Source organism: Bacillus sp. FSL K6-0255, from assembly GCF_045040725.1.
Lineage (GTDB): Bacteria > Bacillota > Bacilli > Bacillales > Bacillaceae > Bacillus > Bacillus subtilis.
This window is the reverse complement of record NZ_CP150278.1, coordinates 495268-510453: the sequence shown is the minus strand read 5'-3', so window position 1 is coordinate 510453 and position 15186 is coordinate 495268. Positions and strand designations below refer to the sequence as shown.

General features: G+C 45.1%; 16 protein-coding genes. 5 read left to right on the top strand and 11 right to left on the bottom strand.

Translation table 11 applies throughout. The annotated features are described in order from the left end of the window. Positions 1–159: 159 nt before the first annotated feature. Both murF and MHB62_RS02590 read right to left on the bottom strand, forming a co-directional pair. Positions 160–1533, bottom strand: coding sequence for a UDP-N-acetylmuramoyl-tripeptide--D-alanyl-D-alanine ligase (gene murF / locus MHB62_RS02595; RefSeq protein WP_032722958.1), 1374 nt, complete (start codon positions 1531–1533; stop codon positions 160–162). Positions 1534–1604: 71 nt separating this feature from the next. Next, positions 1605–2690, bottom strand: coding sequence for a D-alanine--D-alanine ligase (locus tag MHB62_RS02590; protein ID WP_014475870.1), 1086 nt, complete (start codon positions 2688–2690; stop codon positions 1605–1607). 153 nt (positions 2691–2843) lie between these two features. Between MHB62_RS02590 and MHB62_RS02585 the strand changes: the two genes are divergently transcribed. Then, positions 2844–3164: a thioredoxin family protein gene (locus tag MHB62_RS02585; protein WP_032722927.1), complete on the top strand. Its 321-nt coding sequence runs from the start codon at positions 2844–2846 to the stop codon at positions 3162–3164. Between the two features lie 14 nt (positions 3165–3178). Here MHB62_RS02585 and MHB62_RS02580 read toward each other — a convergent pair whose 3' ends face one another. Then, positions 3179–4051 (bottom strand): cation diffusion facilitator family transporter, encoded by an 873-nt coding sequence (locus MHB62_RS02580; protein WP_032722926.1) that lies wholly within the window; start codon positions 4049–4051, stop codon positions 3179–3181. 247 nt (positions 4052–4298) lie between these two features. Between MHB62_RS02580 and MHB62_RS02575 the strand changes: the two genes are divergently transcribed. Continuing rightward, positions 4299–4463, top strand: coding sequence for a Fur-regulated basic protein FbpA (locus MHB62_RS02575; RefSeq protein WP_003225157.1), 165 nt, complete (start codon positions 4299–4301; stop codon positions 4461–4463). After that, on the top strand, positions 4417–4596 hold the full coding sequence (fbpB, locus tag MHB62_RS02570; RefSeq protein WP_010886410.1) for a Fur-regulated basic protein FbpB: 180 nt from the start codon (positions 4417–4419) through the stop codon (positions 4594–4596). The genes MHB62_RS02575 and fbpB overlap by 47 nt, the downstream gene beginning before the upstream one ends. 24 nt (positions 4597–4620) lie before the next feature. Here the strand turns inward: fbpB and MHB62_RS02565 are convergent, their stop codons facing one another. From MHB62_RS02565 to dctS, 8 genes are all read right to left on the bottom strand, one after another. After that, positions 4621–5766: an acyl-CoA dehydrogenase family protein gene (locus MHB62_RS02565; RefSeq protein WP_032722925.1), complete on the bottom strand. Its 1146-nt coding sequence runs from the start codon at positions 5764–5766 to the stop codon at positions 4621–4623. Positions 5767–5895: 129 nt separating this feature from the next. Continuing rightward, positions 5896–6231, bottom strand: a complete 336-nt coding sequence (locus MHB62_RS02560) for a hypothetical protein (protein WP_003225151.1) — start codon at positions 6229–6231, stop codon at positions 5896–5898. A 94-nt stretch (positions 6232–6325) separates the two neighbouring features. Then, positions 6326–7093, bottom strand: coding sequence for an ABC transporter permease (locus MHB62_RS02555; protein WP_015715273.1), 768 nt, complete (start codon positions 7091–7093; stop codon positions 6326–6328). Beyond that, on the bottom strand, positions 7086–8012 hold the full coding sequence (locus tag MHB62_RS02550; protein WP_003246573.1) for an ABC transporter ATP-binding protein: 927 nt from the start codon (positions 8010–8012) through the stop codon (positions 7086–7088). Before MHB62_RS02550 ends, MHB62_RS02555 begins: the two co-directional genes overlap by 8 nt. A 276-nt stretch (positions 8013–8288) precedes the next feature. Beyond that, positions 8289–9341 carry an AI-2E family transporter gene (locus MHB62_RS02545; protein ID WP_015252777.1) on the bottom strand — a complete coding sequence of 351 codons (1053 nt, stop codon included), beginning with the start codon at positions 9339–9341 and terminating at the stop codon, positions 8289–8291. Positions 9342–9489: 148 nt separating this feature from the next. Then, entirely contained in the window at positions 9490–10755 is a 1266-nt protein-coding gene (gene dctP, locus MHB62_RS02540) for a C4-dicarboxylate transporter DctP (RefSeq protein WP_032722923.1), read from the bottom strand. Between the two features lie 120 nt (positions 10756–10875). Beyond that, a complete protein-coding gene (dctR, locus tag MHB62_RS02535) occupies positions 10876–11556 on the bottom strand; it encodes a two-component system response regulator DctR (RefSeq protein ID WP_003234347.1) in 681 nt (226 codons plus the stop codon). Next, positions 11546–13153 (bottom strand): two-component system sensor histidine kinase DctS, encoded by a 1608-nt coding sequence (gene dctS / locus MHB62_RS02530; RefSeq protein ID WP_032722922.1) that lies wholly within the window; start codon positions 13151–13153, stop codon positions 11546–11548. Before dctS ends, dctR begins: the two co-directional genes overlap by 11 nt. 69 nt (positions 13154–13222) lie before the next feature. Here dctS and dctB point away from each other — a divergent pair, with 69 nt between their 5' ends. Together dctB and MHB62_RS02520 are read left to right on the top strand one after the other, a co-directional pair. Next, complete coding sequence (gene dctB / locus MHB62_RS02525; protein WP_032722921.1) at positions 13223–14275, top strand: C4-dicarboxylate TRAP transporter substrate-binding protein DctB; 1053 nt, start codon at positions 13223–13225, stop codon at positions 14273–14275. Positions 14276–14359: 84 nt separating this feature from the next. Beyond that, positions 14360–15181 carry a manganese catalase family protein gene (locus MHB62_RS02520; RefSeq protein ID WP_015715268.1) on the top strand — a complete coding sequence of 274 codons (822 nt, stop codon included), beginning with the start codon at positions 14360–14362 and terminating at the stop codon, positions 15179–15181. Positions 15182–15186 lie beyond the last annotated feature (5 nt).

Below are 15186 nucleotides of genomic sequence, written 5' to 3'. Positions count from 1 at the left end.
AAAAGTCCGGACGAATATGTTCGTATCGCGAAATAACCTATATATATTGTATCATAGCCGCAGCCGGCCAGATATACATAATTTTCGGCCGGCATACATTAGTGTTTGCACATCATGTTATTTTATGATGCAATATGCGTTTTTTCGCAAAATATTTTCTTACGAAAGCGGGCTCTCTATTAAATCTTTAACGATTTCTTCAAGCTTCATACCTCTGGACGCTTTGAATAAAATCAAATCGCCTTTTAATGCGTTTTCCTTCACAGCTTGGAGGAGATCTTTTTTCTCAGTGTAATGGCTGACGCGGTCTTTCTCAAAGTGTTTCAGGGCGCCTTCCGCGATAAAAGCTCCCAGTTTTCCGTACGTAAAGACGCGGTCAATTTTATCAGGGCTGATCACAGCGCCGCACTCTTTATGGAACGTTTCTTCAAGATCGCCGAGTTCAAGCATATCACCGAGCACGAGCATTTTTTTGCCGTAGCCTTCGAGGCTTTCTGTCAATTGAATTGCAGCTTTCATGGAAGTCGGGCTCGCATTATAAGCGTCATTGATTATCGAAAGGCCGCTGTCTGTTTTGATGAGTTCAAGTCTCATCCCGGTTACCTTTAGGCCGCTCAGTCCTTTTGCCGCACCCTCAGGCGTGATGCCAAAATAAGCTCCTGCAGCAATCGCTGCCATGGCGTTCATCACATTGTGCTTGCCGAGTATTGGAATAAAAAACGTGTTTTTTATCCCTTTGATTGTAAAATGGGTTCCTTCCTCACTCTGGCTGACATCCTGAAGCTGATAATCATTATGCGCTCCCGTACCGTACGTTTTCGTCTGGCAGCTGTATGCATTTTGAAGAAGCGGTTCGTCCCCGATATAAATCAGCACTCCGTCTTCTTTAAGCCCGTTAATGATTTCAAGCTTCGCCTCCGCGATGCCCTCTCTAGAGCCAAGGTCTTGCATATGCGATTCGCCGATATTCGTAATCACTGCCGCATCCGGGTTTGCCAGTCGGCTCAAGAGGTCAATTTCTCCTTTGGCGCTCATTCCCATCTCCAATACGGCGATCTCCGTATTTTCAGGCATCGCTAAAACCGTCAGCGGCAAACCGATATGATTATTGAAGTTTCCTCCTGTTTTGTGAACACGGTACTTGGTCCCCAGTACGGCGTGAATCATATCTTTTGTTGTCGTTTTGCCATTGCTTCCGGTTACTCCGATGACACGTGTGCCAAGCTCCTGCAAATAGGCTTTTGCAAGCTGCTGAAGTGCGGTAAGGGTATCGTCCACTAAAATGACGGCGTGATTCTCGGGCGGATTTGGTTCTGACCGATCCCAAAGAACAGCCGCTACACCAGCTTCAAAAGCCTGCTCCACAAAAGTGTGGCCGTCAAAACGTTCCCCTTTCAGCGGAATGAAGAGCTGATGTTGTTCCAGTTTTCTTGTATCGGTTGCCACTCCATGAATGACTGTTTGTTCATATTGCGGATTTGTTAGTGTGCCATTAACCATTTCGGCAATGTTTTTTACTGTTCGCTTAATCAAGTAAGGTCCCTCTCTTTCTTTTGTATATACGGGAAAAAACACTGCCCTTTTACCGGCAGTGTCCTTCTTCATTAGAATGTATGCTTAATCAATTGTTTTTCAGCGTGGCGTTCTTTTGCAAGCTCCACAAGCTGTTCAATCAGGTCAGCATATTCCACTCCGGCTTCTTTCCAGAGCAGCGGGAACATGCTGAAAGGTGTAAAGCCAGGCATTGTGTTGACTTCATTGATCAGAACTTCGCCGTCAGCTGTCAGGAAAAAGTCCGCTCTGACGAGTCCTGAACCGTCGATCGCTTTAAATGCTTTGATCGCCATATCACTGATTGTTGCGTATTCCTCATCAGTCACAATCGCCGGAATCATCAGATCAGTATCTCCATCCTCATATTTCGCTTTGTAATCGTAGAAATCCGTCTTCGGTGCGATTTCCCCCACAACAGAGCATTTAGGATCGTCATTTCCAAGAACGCCGATTTCGATCTCGCGGCCGTTAATGCCTTCTTCGACGACGACTTTGCGGTCATATTGGAAAGCAAGCTCAAACGCTTTTTGCAGTTCTTCACGGTTTCGGCATTTGCTGATTCCGACACTTGAGCCGAGGTTAGCCGGCTTTACGAAGCAAGGGTAGCCTAATTCCTGTTCAACCTGCTCGCAGCTTTCTTTCGGAGAACGAGTCCAGTCTTTCTTAAGGAAAGCTGCGTATTTAGCCTGAGCAAGGCCAGCCTGCGCAAATAAATGTTTCATGACAACTTTATCCATGCCAGCTGAGGAAGCAAGCACTCCGTTGCCGACATAAGGAATGTTCAACAGCTCGAGCATTCCCTGAATCGTACCGTCTTCTCCGTTCGGTCCGTGGAGGAGCGGGAATACGACGTCGATGGCTTCATTTTGCTGTGACGCTTCCTGCGGAAACATCTCCTGGTTCAAGGCAGCTGGAGAAAAAGCACTGCCTCCTTGCTCAAATTGAAGCATTTTCACATTTGAAACAGGCTCAGTTAAACGGGCGCCTCTTACCCATTCGCCTTTTTCTGTTATATAAATCGGATGTATATCAAACTTCTCAGTATTTAGCGCTTTGATTACAGCCAGAGCCGTCTGCAGGGAAACATTATGTTCTGCCGACTTTCCTCCGTACACTAATCCTAGACTTGTTTTCAATGGATACTCCCCCCACTACAATTCATCTTTACTATCTTATCATTTTCACCGGAAAATGATCTAATTATTTTTGGGCATGCTGATGTTGAATGCATTTGTATGTAATTCCTTTTTATTTTATATTAAAATGGCATTGAAAAGGAGATGTGACATATGAAAAAAATCACAACAAACGAACAATTTAATGAACTGATTCAATCCGATAAAGAAATCATTGTAAAGTTTTATGCTGATTGGTGCCCAGACTGCACACGCATGAATATGTTCATCGGCGATATTTTGGAAGAATACAATCAAAACGATTGGTATGAGCTGAATAAGGACGAGCTTCCTGACCTGGCTGAAAAATACCAAGTAATGGGCATTCCCAGCCTGCTTATTTTCAAGAACGGTGAAAAAACAGCTCACCTTCACAGCGCCAATGCCAAAACGCTTGAAGAAGTGACTGAATTTTTATCTGAACATATAAGCTAATTCGTTAAACAGCCTTATTTTATGTCGTCAGGCTCTACATGAACATGAACATGAGTGACATCGTGTTCATGTTTTATTTTGTCTTCTACTTCATCCGCCACTCCATGGCCTTCTTCTACTGTAAGCTTCGGATCAACCGCAATGACCATCTCGATATGAACTGTACTGCCTAAATACCTCGCTTTCACATCCTTTAGGCGATGCACATTTTCGATCCTGCCGACGGTCTGTTTGTAAGGCTCAAGATCTTTTAAATGGAAGCCGTCTGTTAAGGAATGTGAAGCGTCTTTAAAGATATCCCACGCTGTTTTGCAAATGATGATGCCGATGATAAAAGCCGTTACCGGATCAATCCACGGCAGCTTCAGCTGGGACGAAAAAACACCGATAAACGCGCCGGCGCTTACAAAAGCGTCTGACCTGCTGTCCTTTGCCGCTGCCATCAGGGCAGAGCTTTTAATGGATGCTGCCAGCCTTTTGTTATATAAATAGATGCCATACATAAACACAGCACTGCCTAACGCCGTCCATGCCGCGATAAGATTTGGCGTTTCCGTTGTGCCGCCCGCAATCGCTTTTCCTCCGCCGATTAACACTTCAATGCCGACTGCCATCATAATAAAAGACGCAACAAGAGACGAAATTGTTTCAGCCCGATAATGGCCGTATGGATGATCGCTGTCAGCCGGTCTTTGAGAAATCCGCAATCCTATCAGCACTGCTACTGACGCAACAATATCTGTTCCATTATTTAACCCGTCTGCTCTCAGCGCTTCAGAATGATATAGAATCCCGATGACTAGCTTTACAACAGCAAGAATGACATATGCAAAAATATTGAGGAGCGCCCCTTTTTCTCCCTTTTTCAGATTTTCTGTCCGCTCCATTGAATACCAGCCTCCATTCTATTACATAGTATGGTTCAAAACATGAAAAATAGCAGGGTGCGTTCAATGAAGCGGAATATTTCGACAGCAAATTATTGCCCGGGAAACTTTTTGTCGATTTGTTGAATGTTTGTAAATTGGAGAAAGAATAGGACTCTTTTCATCTTTACAGGCTATTGCGGACATTGTATACTGAAGTTAATTGATAATGATTATCAATATCGTTTGATTGGAGGTTGGTGACACAATGACACCTCAGTCTGCAGAAATCAGAAAAAAACAGCTCATTCATCTGTTAATACAGAATGGTATATACAAAAAGTCAAAGCGTCATCTGTATGAATTGTCGCTGACGGAGTTAGAAAGTGAATACAAACATGTCAGGAGGGCGCCGGAGCATGCCGAAGCGTAAAGTGAAAACTTACCAACAGCTGATCCAGGAAAACAAAGAGGCGATTATGGGCAATCCAAAGCTGATGAACGTTATTTATGACAGAATTGACCGCAAGCATCAAAAAAATCTGCAAGAGCAAAACAATACATAAAAAGAGCCGGTAAGGCTCTTTTTTTTATGACTCAAACGCTTCAGCTGCCAGCTTGTGTATCACGGCGTCATCCATCGGCGGGTTGTGAAGACCGGCGCGCACATCACGGTAATAGCGCTGAAGCGGGTTGGTTCGTCCCAGGCTTTTGGCCCCGACAATTCTCATCGCTTTATCAACAACAGACAGCGCAGCGTTTGTGACGATATGTTTCGCCGCACCGAGCTCGCTGGTCAAGTGTGGACGCCGCTCCGGATCGTCATACAATTGAGCGATATGGAAAAGAAAGTGTCTGGCATTGAGCAGTTCAAGCTCCATTTCGCCTGTTCTTTGCTGTACGGCCGGGACATTCTTGATCGGTCCATTCAAGCTGTTTGGAGAATACTCAGATGCAAATTGCACTGCATAGTCACGAGCAGCTTGAGCCACACCAAGATAAATCGCAGGAATGTGAAGCAGCCAGCCATTCGGCTTAGCTCCACGAGGCCCTTGAAGCAGTTCCACCAGCTTATTCTCATCAAGCATTACTTCGTTCAGTACAAGGTCATGGCTCCCAGTCGCCCGCATCGCCATCATATCCCACGTCTCTTCAATCGACAAGCCGGGATCATCTTTATGAATGAGAAACACGCCTGTTGTTTGTTTGTCTTCAATCCATGCGGTTACTAAAAAATAATCCAGAGCTTGTGACATCGTCGTAAAGGTTTTTCTCCCGTTCACTGCCCATTTGCCATCCTTTTTGACGGCGTGTGTACCCGGACGCCCTCCTCTTGTCGGGCTTCCGGTTTTCGCTTCAGTCGCCGCCCTGTTAATGACGGCTCCGTTTTGGACTTCCTTGGCAACAAATGCAAATACGTCTTCATCCCAGCTGTTGCCTTCTCCAAGCTCCCCGATCACGCTCAAATGCCAGCCGATGCTAAGAGCCGTCGAAGCATCTCCCCGTGCAAGCCGTTCTTGAAACAGGAGCATATCGTAAACAGAAATGCCCCCTCCGCCATGAGATGCCGGCAATGTTAATGCTGTATACCCAGCATCACGCAGTTTTTGTATTTTCTCTGCAGGAAAACGTCCCTGTTCGTCATCTTCAGCAGCTGTTTGCTGAAATTCATCCGCAATCCGTCCGATTTTCTCCATCCATTGCCGCTGTTGATCGTTTTGTATAAATAATGACATCCGGCAGCCCCCCAAGTTTTAATTCCGATAAATTTAATATGTATTATAGATTTCCTGCCATTTTTCCGCAACTGTTAATCTTTTTGTCCAGTATAGAAAAACACGCCGTTCCCAAAGGGAACAGCGCGATTACACAGGATTTGCATCCCGGTCTTGTTTCATGCCGAGATAAATCAGCATATATGTCAGGTAACCCATCGTCATCACCAGGCCGCCAAAGAAAAAGCTTGAGAAAATCGGCTCTTCAAAAGCGGTCACTGCGGCCAACACAATCCAGCTGGCATACAGATAGATGATAAAATAGCGGATGCCCGTCTTCATTTTATATATCATGTACAGTCCCACGAGAGAAAACAACCCAAGCGCGAGCCTGAAATAAACAAGATGTTCAAACTGAAACATGAATGACACAAATGAGAATCCAAGCAGCAATACGATCGGTAAAGCGGTAATAAAGTTCCTCAATCGAGACACCTCCGTCAGTACCTTTAGTATAAACCAAAATATCAAATGATATTGATTTACGTGAGCTTTTTCACAAAAATGTCATTCCTTGCCTTTAGACCCGAACATCCCGTTTACAGAAGCACCACCAGCCAACAACGATGAAGAATATGGCATGTATGATGAGAATTCCAATTGAAAACAATGGCGTCATGCCTGAAAACAACGCTGTCTCTCCGCTTCTGTATTGCGTAAAGTCAGTGTTCGCAAAAAGCAAAAAGCTGCCCCACTTGTTTTCAAACAACTTCATGAGCTGAACAAGTGTACTCGCTCCGTATAAAACGACAAAAGAAACAACAACTGCTACCGCGCTGTTGCGGAACAGCGAAGAACAAAGCAGCCCGAATAATCCCATCATTACAGCTTCAAGCCAGTTTGACCCGATCAGCGCCAAGGTGTTGACCAGCAATGTCTTTGATTCCGCAGTCACCGATGTGCCAAAAAACACGAGACCGAATAATAATGCCAGAATGTAGTATGCCAGATACAAATAGAAGCTGACCATCACGACTGTGATTAATTTTGACCAAAAGACCTTTTGGCGTTTAACCGGACGAATGAGCAAAAATTTGATCGTCTTTTTATCAAATTCCATCGAAACAATTGTTGCTGCAATTACGATCGTTAAAGCCTGCAGCAAAATGTTCAGGCTCGGTGTATACGATAAATAGCCGATGAAGTTTTCATCTGTTCCGGCACTGATGACAATCCGTTTAATGATCAATGCCATGAAGAATTGAAAGACAGCCATCAGGATAAGAGAAACCAAAGTGACCTTCCGATTAAAAAGTTTCATATGTTCATTCCAAATTAATTTAGACAAGCTCTTCTCCCTCCTCTTGATGAGCTGTTGTCGCTTTTATAAATTCGTCTTCCAGTGACTGCGTGTAAGGCGTAATGGAAAACACATTCAGATCTTGTCCGACAAGTGATCGGTTCAGCTCCGGTATGTTTTCTTTTGCCACCTCAACTACAATTGTCCCGTCTTGGCTCTCAGCTTGATATTGATTGCCTGTCAGCCAATTGAGCGCTTTTTCTTGCGGCTGCACTTCTATAATCGCTTTTTCTGTGGTTTGATCAGTTCCTTGTAAGCTGACTTCCGCTTTGATCTCACCTTTTTGAATGATGATGACACGGTCGCACAAGTCTTCAACCTCGCGCAATAAATGAGTGGCGAACAGGACAGCTGTTCCTTCCATTTCTGCGAGCTCTTTAATATGATCGCGAAAATCCTTCATCCCCGCAGGATCGAGGCCGTTTGTTGGTTCATCTAGAATAAGAAGCTTCGGCCGGTGAAGAATTGCCTGGGCGATTCCCAGACGCTGGCGCATCCCAAGGGAATAGGTTTTCACCTTATCATGAATCGCTGACGTCAGCCCGACACGTTCCACCACTTCATCAAGCCGTTCATCCGCTATTTTTTTGTGCATATTCGCAAAGTGCTTGAGGTTTTCCCAGCCTGTCAGGTACGGATAGAACTCAGGGTTCTCAACAATCGCTCCAACCGCTTCCATCGCTTTTTCAAACTCTGTATCATGCTGGAATCCGCTGATTGTCACGCTTCCGCTGTTTTGTTTCAGCAGCCCGACGATGATACGGATGAGTGTTGTTTTTCCGGAACCATTTGGACCGAGAAGGCCGATGATTTCACCCTCCATGACGTCCATGCTGATCTGTTTTAAAATCTGTTTAGACCCAATCTTTTTATCGAGGCCTTCAATATGTAAAATCGGCTCAGCCATAAAGCCTTCCTCCTTTTTCGACAAAAAATAAACAGTGCCTAACATTAGGCACTGTTTGTATTATAGCATTTGTTGCTTCCAAATGTTTGGTTAAACCGATGATGAGCGTTTACTCCGACTGTTTGTTCTTTTCAGTTTCTGTAATGATGACAGGCATTGTCACCTGTTGTGTTCACCACTGTGCGAAGCAATGCCAAGCTCCGATTCCGAGTCTTAATTCCATGCCTTGAACAGGCAGGCCGGCAGATCGAGGCACACTCATTATTCGATTTTAAACTACATTTTATCGCTATTCTCTCGGGGTCCTTTAGACCTATCTTCCTTGTTGGTGACATCCAGAATATCAAGGAGAAACACAAAGATCGGAATCCCGATAATTAAACCCCAAATGCCGAAGAAGTGTTCAGAGAAAATGAGTACTGTGAAGGTGAAAAAAATTGGCAGCTCTGTTTTCGCCGACATCAGCTTCGGATTTAAGAAATAGGTTTCGATCGCATGAATGGCGAATATGACAAGGACAATGTAGAGCACATACATTCCACCGCCAGTGCTGTAGGCGATAATGCTGAGCGGAATCAGGGAAATGACGACGCCTGCTACAGGGATCAATCCAAGGAAGAACACCATAATCGAAAGCCCAAACAGCTGCGGAAAATGCATAATCCAAAGCGCGATAAACGTCAGAATACAGTTGACGAGCGCAATGATAAATTGAGCCTCGAGCACCTTGCCGAACGTTCTTGCAAATTTGCTTCCGAAAAAAGCAATCTCCTCATAAAAGACCCTCAGTTTGCTCGTTTTAAATTTCGCCATGAATTCAGAAAGCCGTTTTTTCTCAAATAAGAAAAACATGCTGAGAATGAGCGCCATCACGACCTGCAAGCCGAATGTGCTGATATCGGCCAGATACGTATACACTACATTGAAGCCCTCTTTGACATATGAACTGATGTTAATATCCCCGAAGACACTGGTGATCTCATCAAAGAAAGGGATGCTGTCAGGATGATACGCAATATGTTTAATCTGCTTTACCAGCTGCTGGATCTGCGCCGCGACGACCGGATAAAACACAAAGCCCCCGACTGTGAGCAGCACAGCCAGCAACATGTAAAGAAACGTAATGACAACCCGCTGGCTCACGCGGAAGAACTGGCTTACAAACTGCCGCACGACAAGCTCCAAACGATCCATTAGAAATGTGAAAATGAAGGTAAGCAATATTAAGTTGATCATGCTCTTAAATAGATATAACACACCAGTTAACACGACAAAGATGGAGAAACGCCTTACTCCCGGGTGCTGAAAAAATTTAACTAAAGCGGCCATTTATACACTCCTGTTAGGACAAACGTCCTTCATTCAATATAGTATCCATTTGTAAATTATATAACAAAAAAATGCTGAGGTCTCTGTCCTTACCTTAATAATTCTTAAACAATTAAAAAAACGGCCCCATGGATGGGCCGTTCTTTTTTCAGACTGCTGTTTTCATTTTTTTCATGCCTTCAACAGCCTCTACGCTTTTTTCTTCATCAAATTCATTTTCGCTTTTAGCAACAATGATCGTGGCGATTCCGTTTCCGATCAGGTTCACAATGGCTCTTCCTTCACTCATGAAACGGTCAACCCCTAGCAGGAGTGCAAGACCCTCCAGCGGAATGACCTGCAGCGCTGACAGCGTTGAGGCAAGGACGATAAATCCGCTTCCCGTCACACCTGCCGCTCCCTTCGATGTCAGCATCAGAACGAGGATAATCGTAATTTGCTGGCCGATGCTGAGGTCTACTCCAAACACCTGTGCCAAAAAGACAGTCGCCATTGATAAATAAATGGATGTGCCGTCGAGGTTAAACGAATAGCCCGTCGGAATAACTAGCCCGACAACGGATTTGGAACAGCCGTAGCGCTCCATTTTATCCATCATACGCGGAAGCACCGATTCGGAAGAGCTTGTGCCAAGCACGATCAGAAGCTCATCCTTAATGAAGCGAAGGTAATTCCACAGGCTGAATCCGTAAAGCTTGCAGATGATATTTAAAGCAACAAATACGAACAGGAACATCGTAATATAAACAGACATCATTAAGCTTGCCAGCGGTTTGATGGAATCGAGCCCGAAGTGTCCGATTGTATACGCCATCGCCCCGAATGCCCCGATTGGCGCGGCACGCATAATGTAGCCGATAATTTTGAAAAAAACGTGAGAAACCTTGTCGAAGAAATCAATGACGCTTTTCCCTTTTTCGCCTAATGCCGCAAGACCCACTCCGAAAAGAATAGAAAAGAATAAGACCTGCAAAATGTCCCCTTTTGCGAAGGCATCAACCATGTTGGATGGAACAATGTGTGTAACAAATTCAATCCAGTCGATTCCCTGACCGCCATTTTGCGTGTATTGTGATACATCTCCCTTTTCAAGCTTGCTGTAATCAAGACCCGCACCCGGCTTCATAATATTGACGACAAATAAACCGATAATGAGTGCGAGGGTGGTGACAACCTCGAAATAGATAAACGCTTTTCCCCCTACTTTTCCAACCTTCTTCATATCGCCCATTTTTGCAATCCCGAGAACGATTGTGAAGAAAATAATTGGTGCGATCACCATTTTAACAGCGTTGATAAATGTATCGCCAAGCGGTTTCATTTCTTTGCCGACATCCGGCCAGACCAGCCCGACAATGACCCCGATGATGACCGCGGTTATGACCTGAACTGTTAAATTTTTAAACAGTTTCATATCCTTCATCCTCCTGTCCTATTCGCCTTTTGTGTCTTTCTTACTAGAATGATAGCGTTTTCATAACGTCTGGGGAAGTTTATGATCATAACGGACATTTTGGTCTTTTTGGTCTCAGGTTTATCCTTTTAACACGTAGCGGTTGACCGGCCGGCCGACTCCGCCGTATTGAACGTCCAATTTGATGATCCCGGTTTTTTCTAAGTAATCAAGATATCGTCTGGCTGTCACTCTGGCGATGCCGAGCGCCTTGGCGACCTCTTCAGCAGAAAGGGATGCGGTTTGCTGTTTCAAAAAAGCAGTGACTTCATTCATCGTGAAGTGATTCAACCCTTTCGGCAGATCCTGTACGGCCTGCTGCGGAATATTCAGGATCGCATCGAGCTGTTCCTGGGACAGCGTATCATTCGCTTCGATTTTTTGTTTATATTGCTTGTACTTTTCGAGTGCCTGTCTCATTCGCTCAAGCTTAAACGGCTTTAAGATATAGTCAACCGCCCCGTTTTGCAGCATGAGTGAGATCGTTTCCTTGTCTTTTGCAGCGGAGACGACAATGACATCCACTTCAAGCTTTTGCTTTCTGATCTCCTGCAAGGTCTTGATGCCGTCTTTTTTCGGCATGTACACATCGAGAATGACGAGATCCGGCTGTTCTTCTTTAATCAGCTTCATGCCTTCCTCTCCGTTTCCTGCCGTTGCACAGACAGTAACGCCTTTAACAGTTGTAATAAAATCCTTATTGACCTCTTGAACCATCGGATCGTCTTCAATGAGCAGAACCTTCCATTCTTTACGAGCCATGCTGTGCTTCCTCCCCCTTCATTGGAAAAACGATAGAAAAAGATGTCCCCTGCCCCGCATGTGAATCAACTTCTATCGTGCCCGATCCTTTGTCTATGATTTGTTTCACTAGATACAAGCCATAGCCTGTGCCGCCAGTTTTATTGACCGTAAAACCTTTGTCGTAAAGGCGAGGCATATGTGCCGGATCAATTCCGCAGCCGTTATCTTCTATTAAAATAGCAAGGATATCATCTGTTTGTTCGATACTAATGTCAATTCGTTTGTCTTCAGATTGAACGGTTTCAAATGAGCCGAAGGCATTTTCAATCAGATTCCCCAAAAGCACCACAATATCATGCTGATCAACATGCTCGGGAAATTGCTGAAGACTGCTGTTTTCATCTATATGAACAGCAACGCCGAGCTCTCTTCCCCTTCTGATTTTACTTAATAGAAGGCCTGCCGCAGCGTCATTTTGAATCGAGCGGTGCAGAAATTCAGTCACATTTTCCTGCTCAGTTGACGCCTGGAATGCAAGCTGCAAGGCTTTTTCAGATTTCCCCAGCTGGATGAGACCGGCGATCGTGTGCAGCTTATTCATATGCTCATGGTTTTGGACACGGAGCGCCTCCACAAAGTTTCTGACACCAGTCAATTCCTCTGCCATCTTGGCCGCTTCCGTTCTGTCCTGAAAAATCGCGACGGCGCCGATCACTTTTTTCTTCATGACGATCGGAATTCTGCTGCTCATGATGACTTTTCCGCTAACACGAATTTCTTCATTATAAACCGCTTTGTTCCGCTCCACGATTTCGGGCAGGCGCGAATCCTTGAGAACCTCCCAAATCACCTTGCCGATCAGATCCCCCTGCACTTCAAAGATCTGTTTCGCTTTTTCATTGAAAATCGTAATGACGAGCCGATTGTCAATAGCGATCACCCCTTCATTCATCGAGTGAAACGTCGCTGTCCGTTCTTCATACATTCGGACAATCTCATGGGGTTCAAGCTGAAACATTTGTTTTTTGATATGGCGGGCCAGCAAAAAGGAACCAGCAAGGCCAAAGCCGAGTGTCAGCACAACGATGAATGCAATATCACGCTTTAAATGAAGCAGGATGTCAGCGATCCCCGGCAGCGTTTTTCCGACAAGCACCACGCCTATTTGGTTCAGGTCTTGATCCTTAACCGGATAAAAAGCGCGAACCGCCGTGCCGAGCTCGCCCTTTGCTTCAGAGAAATAAATGTGCTCCGCAAACGCTGCCTCCTCGTCTGCACCTTCTGATTTCTTGCCGATGCTTGTGCTGACAGGATGCGTATATCGGATGTGATTCATATCCATGACGACAATATAGTCTGCTTCATTAATCATCCTGATTTCTTCAACCGCATGGCGAACAGCTTCTGTTTGTTTTTTTCGCGCCAAGGCTTCTTTCACTTCTGTCATCTCTGACACCGTCCGGGCCGTATTCATCAGCCGCTTTTTCAGCTCCCGCTCCTCTGTATGCTGAATGTTGCCGATGAGCACAATGCCGCCGATCAAAAAGGAGAAAATGACGAGTATATAGGATAAGATTGTGATTTTCCAACGGATTGAGAGCTTCTTTTTGTTCATCAGCTTCTCCTTTCAGGTCTTTACGAATGTCATTGCCCCCATTATCCTTAACATAGGGGAGGGCTTTTCATGAAGAGTTTGCTTGCATGTCTCGCACTGATGATCGCTGGAATTGCAACCGCTTTATTTATTGGATTCCATGATCATACAGGCAATAAAAAGATTGTTTATGATGACGACCAGGAAGGCCTGAAGGATCAAATCGTGTTTAAATTCAGCCACGTGGTTGCTGAAAATACGCCAAAAGGGCTGGCCGCCAATAAATTCGCTGATCTGGTGAACGAAAAATCAGGCGGGAAAATAAAAATAGAAGTATTTCCGAATGGAAGCCTGTACTCGGACATCGAAGAAATTGAAGCATTGCAAAACGGTGATGTTCAATTTATCGCCCCCTCCACATCGAAGCTCGGCATGCTCTCGCCTGAATGGGGAGTGCTGGATCTGCCGTATGCATTTACAGATTACAACGCCGCCAAAAAAGGGCTGAACGGAAGCATCGGCACACAGCTGTTTGATTCTCTAAAGAAAAACCAATTAAGAGGACTGGCCTATTGGACGAACGGCTTTAAGCAAATCACAACAAATCAAGGGCCGGTCAAAACACCGGATGATTTAAAAGGGCAGGATCTGCGCATTATGCAAAGCGATGTGATTGAGGATCAGTTCAAGCTGCTTGGCGCAACACCTCATCAGGAATCCTTCAATTCTACCTTTCAGCTGTTAGAAAACAATGTAGTCGATGGCGAAGAAAATACAATTTCAAACATCTATTCTAAAAAATTTTATAATGTTCAGGACTATTTGACAATAAGCAGCCACGGTTACCTCGGCTACGCTGTCATGACTGATGAACACTTCTGGAAGGCGCAAACACCAGAAACAAGACGCATTTTGACTGAAGCGATGAAGGAGACGACGGAGTGGAATGAAACGTATGCCGAACAAATGAACAAGGAGCAGCTGGAAGAAATCAAAAAGAATTCTGCTATACATATTTATGAGCTGTCAGATAAAGAGAAACAAGAATGGATGAAGCGTCTTGACCCTGTTTACCGGCAGTATGAGCCCATCTTTGGCCGGGAGCTGATCCGGGAACTGTTGGAGCTGCGAAAAGATTCATAGTTCCCATCTCGATACGCTGTTTTTCGTTTATCTTTCTATCGATCGGAAATATAAAAAGAGATAATCGAAAAAGGAGATGGGTACATGTTTAAGCACACAAAAATGCTGCAGCATCCTGCTAAACCAGATCGTCCAGATCCATTATTCGCTAAAAAAATGCAAGAAATTTTAGGCGGGCAATTCGGAGAAATTTCAGTTGCCATGCAGTACTTATTTCAAGGCTGGAACACAAGAGGAAATGAAAAATACAAGGACTTGCTGATGGATACGGCAACTGAGGAGCTCGGGCATGTTGAAATGATCGCAACGATGATTGCCAGACTTCTTGAGGATGCCCCTCTTGATCAGCAGGAAAAAGCTGCTGAAGATCCGGTCATCGGCTCCATCCTGGGCGGCATGAACCCTCACCATGCGATTGTATCAGGACTTGGCGCCATGCCGGAAAGCAGTACAGGCGTACCTTGGAGCGGCGGTTATATCGTAGCAAGCGGAAACCTGCTGGCAGACTTCCGCGCCAACCTGAATGCGGAATCTCAGGGCCGTCTGCAGGTCGCACGCCTGTTTGAAATGACGGATGACAAAGGCGTCAAAGATATGCTCAGCTTCCTGCTGGCGCGTGACACAATGCACCAGAACCAATGGCTTGCCGCCATTAAAGAATTAGAAGCACAGGAAGGTCCGGTTGTGCCGGGTACATTCCCGAAAGCGCTCGAAAAACAAGAGTTCTCACATCAGCTTATCAATTTCTCTGAAGGCGAAGAAAGCGCCGAGCAAAACTGGCTGAATGAAAAAGCGCCGGACGGAGAAGCCTTTGAATATGTGAAAGAAGCAAAAACGTTTGGAGAAAAACCGGAGTTAAAACCAGCACCGCCTTTTGTTCATAATACACTTCCGGGACGCGAGTAAAGAGA

What these genes read in the sequence shown, in the direction of transcription:
- MHB62_RS02585 (WP_032722927.1), top strand. Translation starts at nt 2,844, where the DNA reads ATGAAAAAAATCACAACAAACGAACAATTTAATGAACTGATTCAATCC.
- MHB62_RS02580 (WP_032722926.1), bottom strand. Translation starts at nt 4,051, where the DNA reads ATGGAGCGGACAGAAAATCTGAAAAAGGGAGAAAAAGGGGCGCTCCTC.
- MHB62_RS02575 (WP_003225157.1), top strand. Translation starts at nt 4,299, where the DNA reads ATGACACCTCAGTCTGCAGAAATCAGAAAAAAACAGCTCATTCATCTG.
- MHB62_RS02565 (WP_032722925.1), bottom strand. Translation starts at nt 5,766, where the DNA reads ATGTCATTATTTATACAAAACGATCAACAGCGGCAATGGATGGAGAAA.
- MHB62_RS02550 (WP_003246573.1), bottom strand. Translation starts at nt 8,012, where the DNA reads ATGGCTGAGCCGATTTTACATATTGAAGGCCTCGATAAAAAGATTGGG.
- MHB62_RS02545 (WP_015252777.1), bottom strand. Translation starts at nt 9,341, where the DNA reads ATGGCCGCTTTAGTTAAATTTTTTCAGCACCCGGGAGTAAGGCGTTTC.
- dctP (WP_032722923.1), bottom strand. Translation starts at nt 10,755, where the DNA reads ATGAAACTGTTTAAAAATTTAACAGTTCAGGTCATAACCGCGGTCATC.
- dctR (WP_003234347.1), bottom strand. Translation starts at nt 11,556, where the DNA reads ATGGCTCGTAAAGAATGGAAGGTTCTGCTCATTGAAGACGATCCGATG.
- dctS (WP_032722922.1), bottom strand. Translation starts at nt 13,153, where the DNA reads ATGAACAAAAAGAAGCTCTCAATCCGTTGGAAAATCACAATCTTATCC.
- dctB (WP_032722921.1), top strand. Translation starts at nt 13,223, where the DNA reads ATGAAGAGTTTGCTTGCATGTCTCGCACTGATGATCGCTGGAATTGCA.
- MHB62_RS02520 (WP_015715268.1), top strand. Translation starts at nt 14,360, where the DNA reads ATGTTTAAGCACACAAAAATGCTGCAGCATCCTGCTAAACCAGATCGT.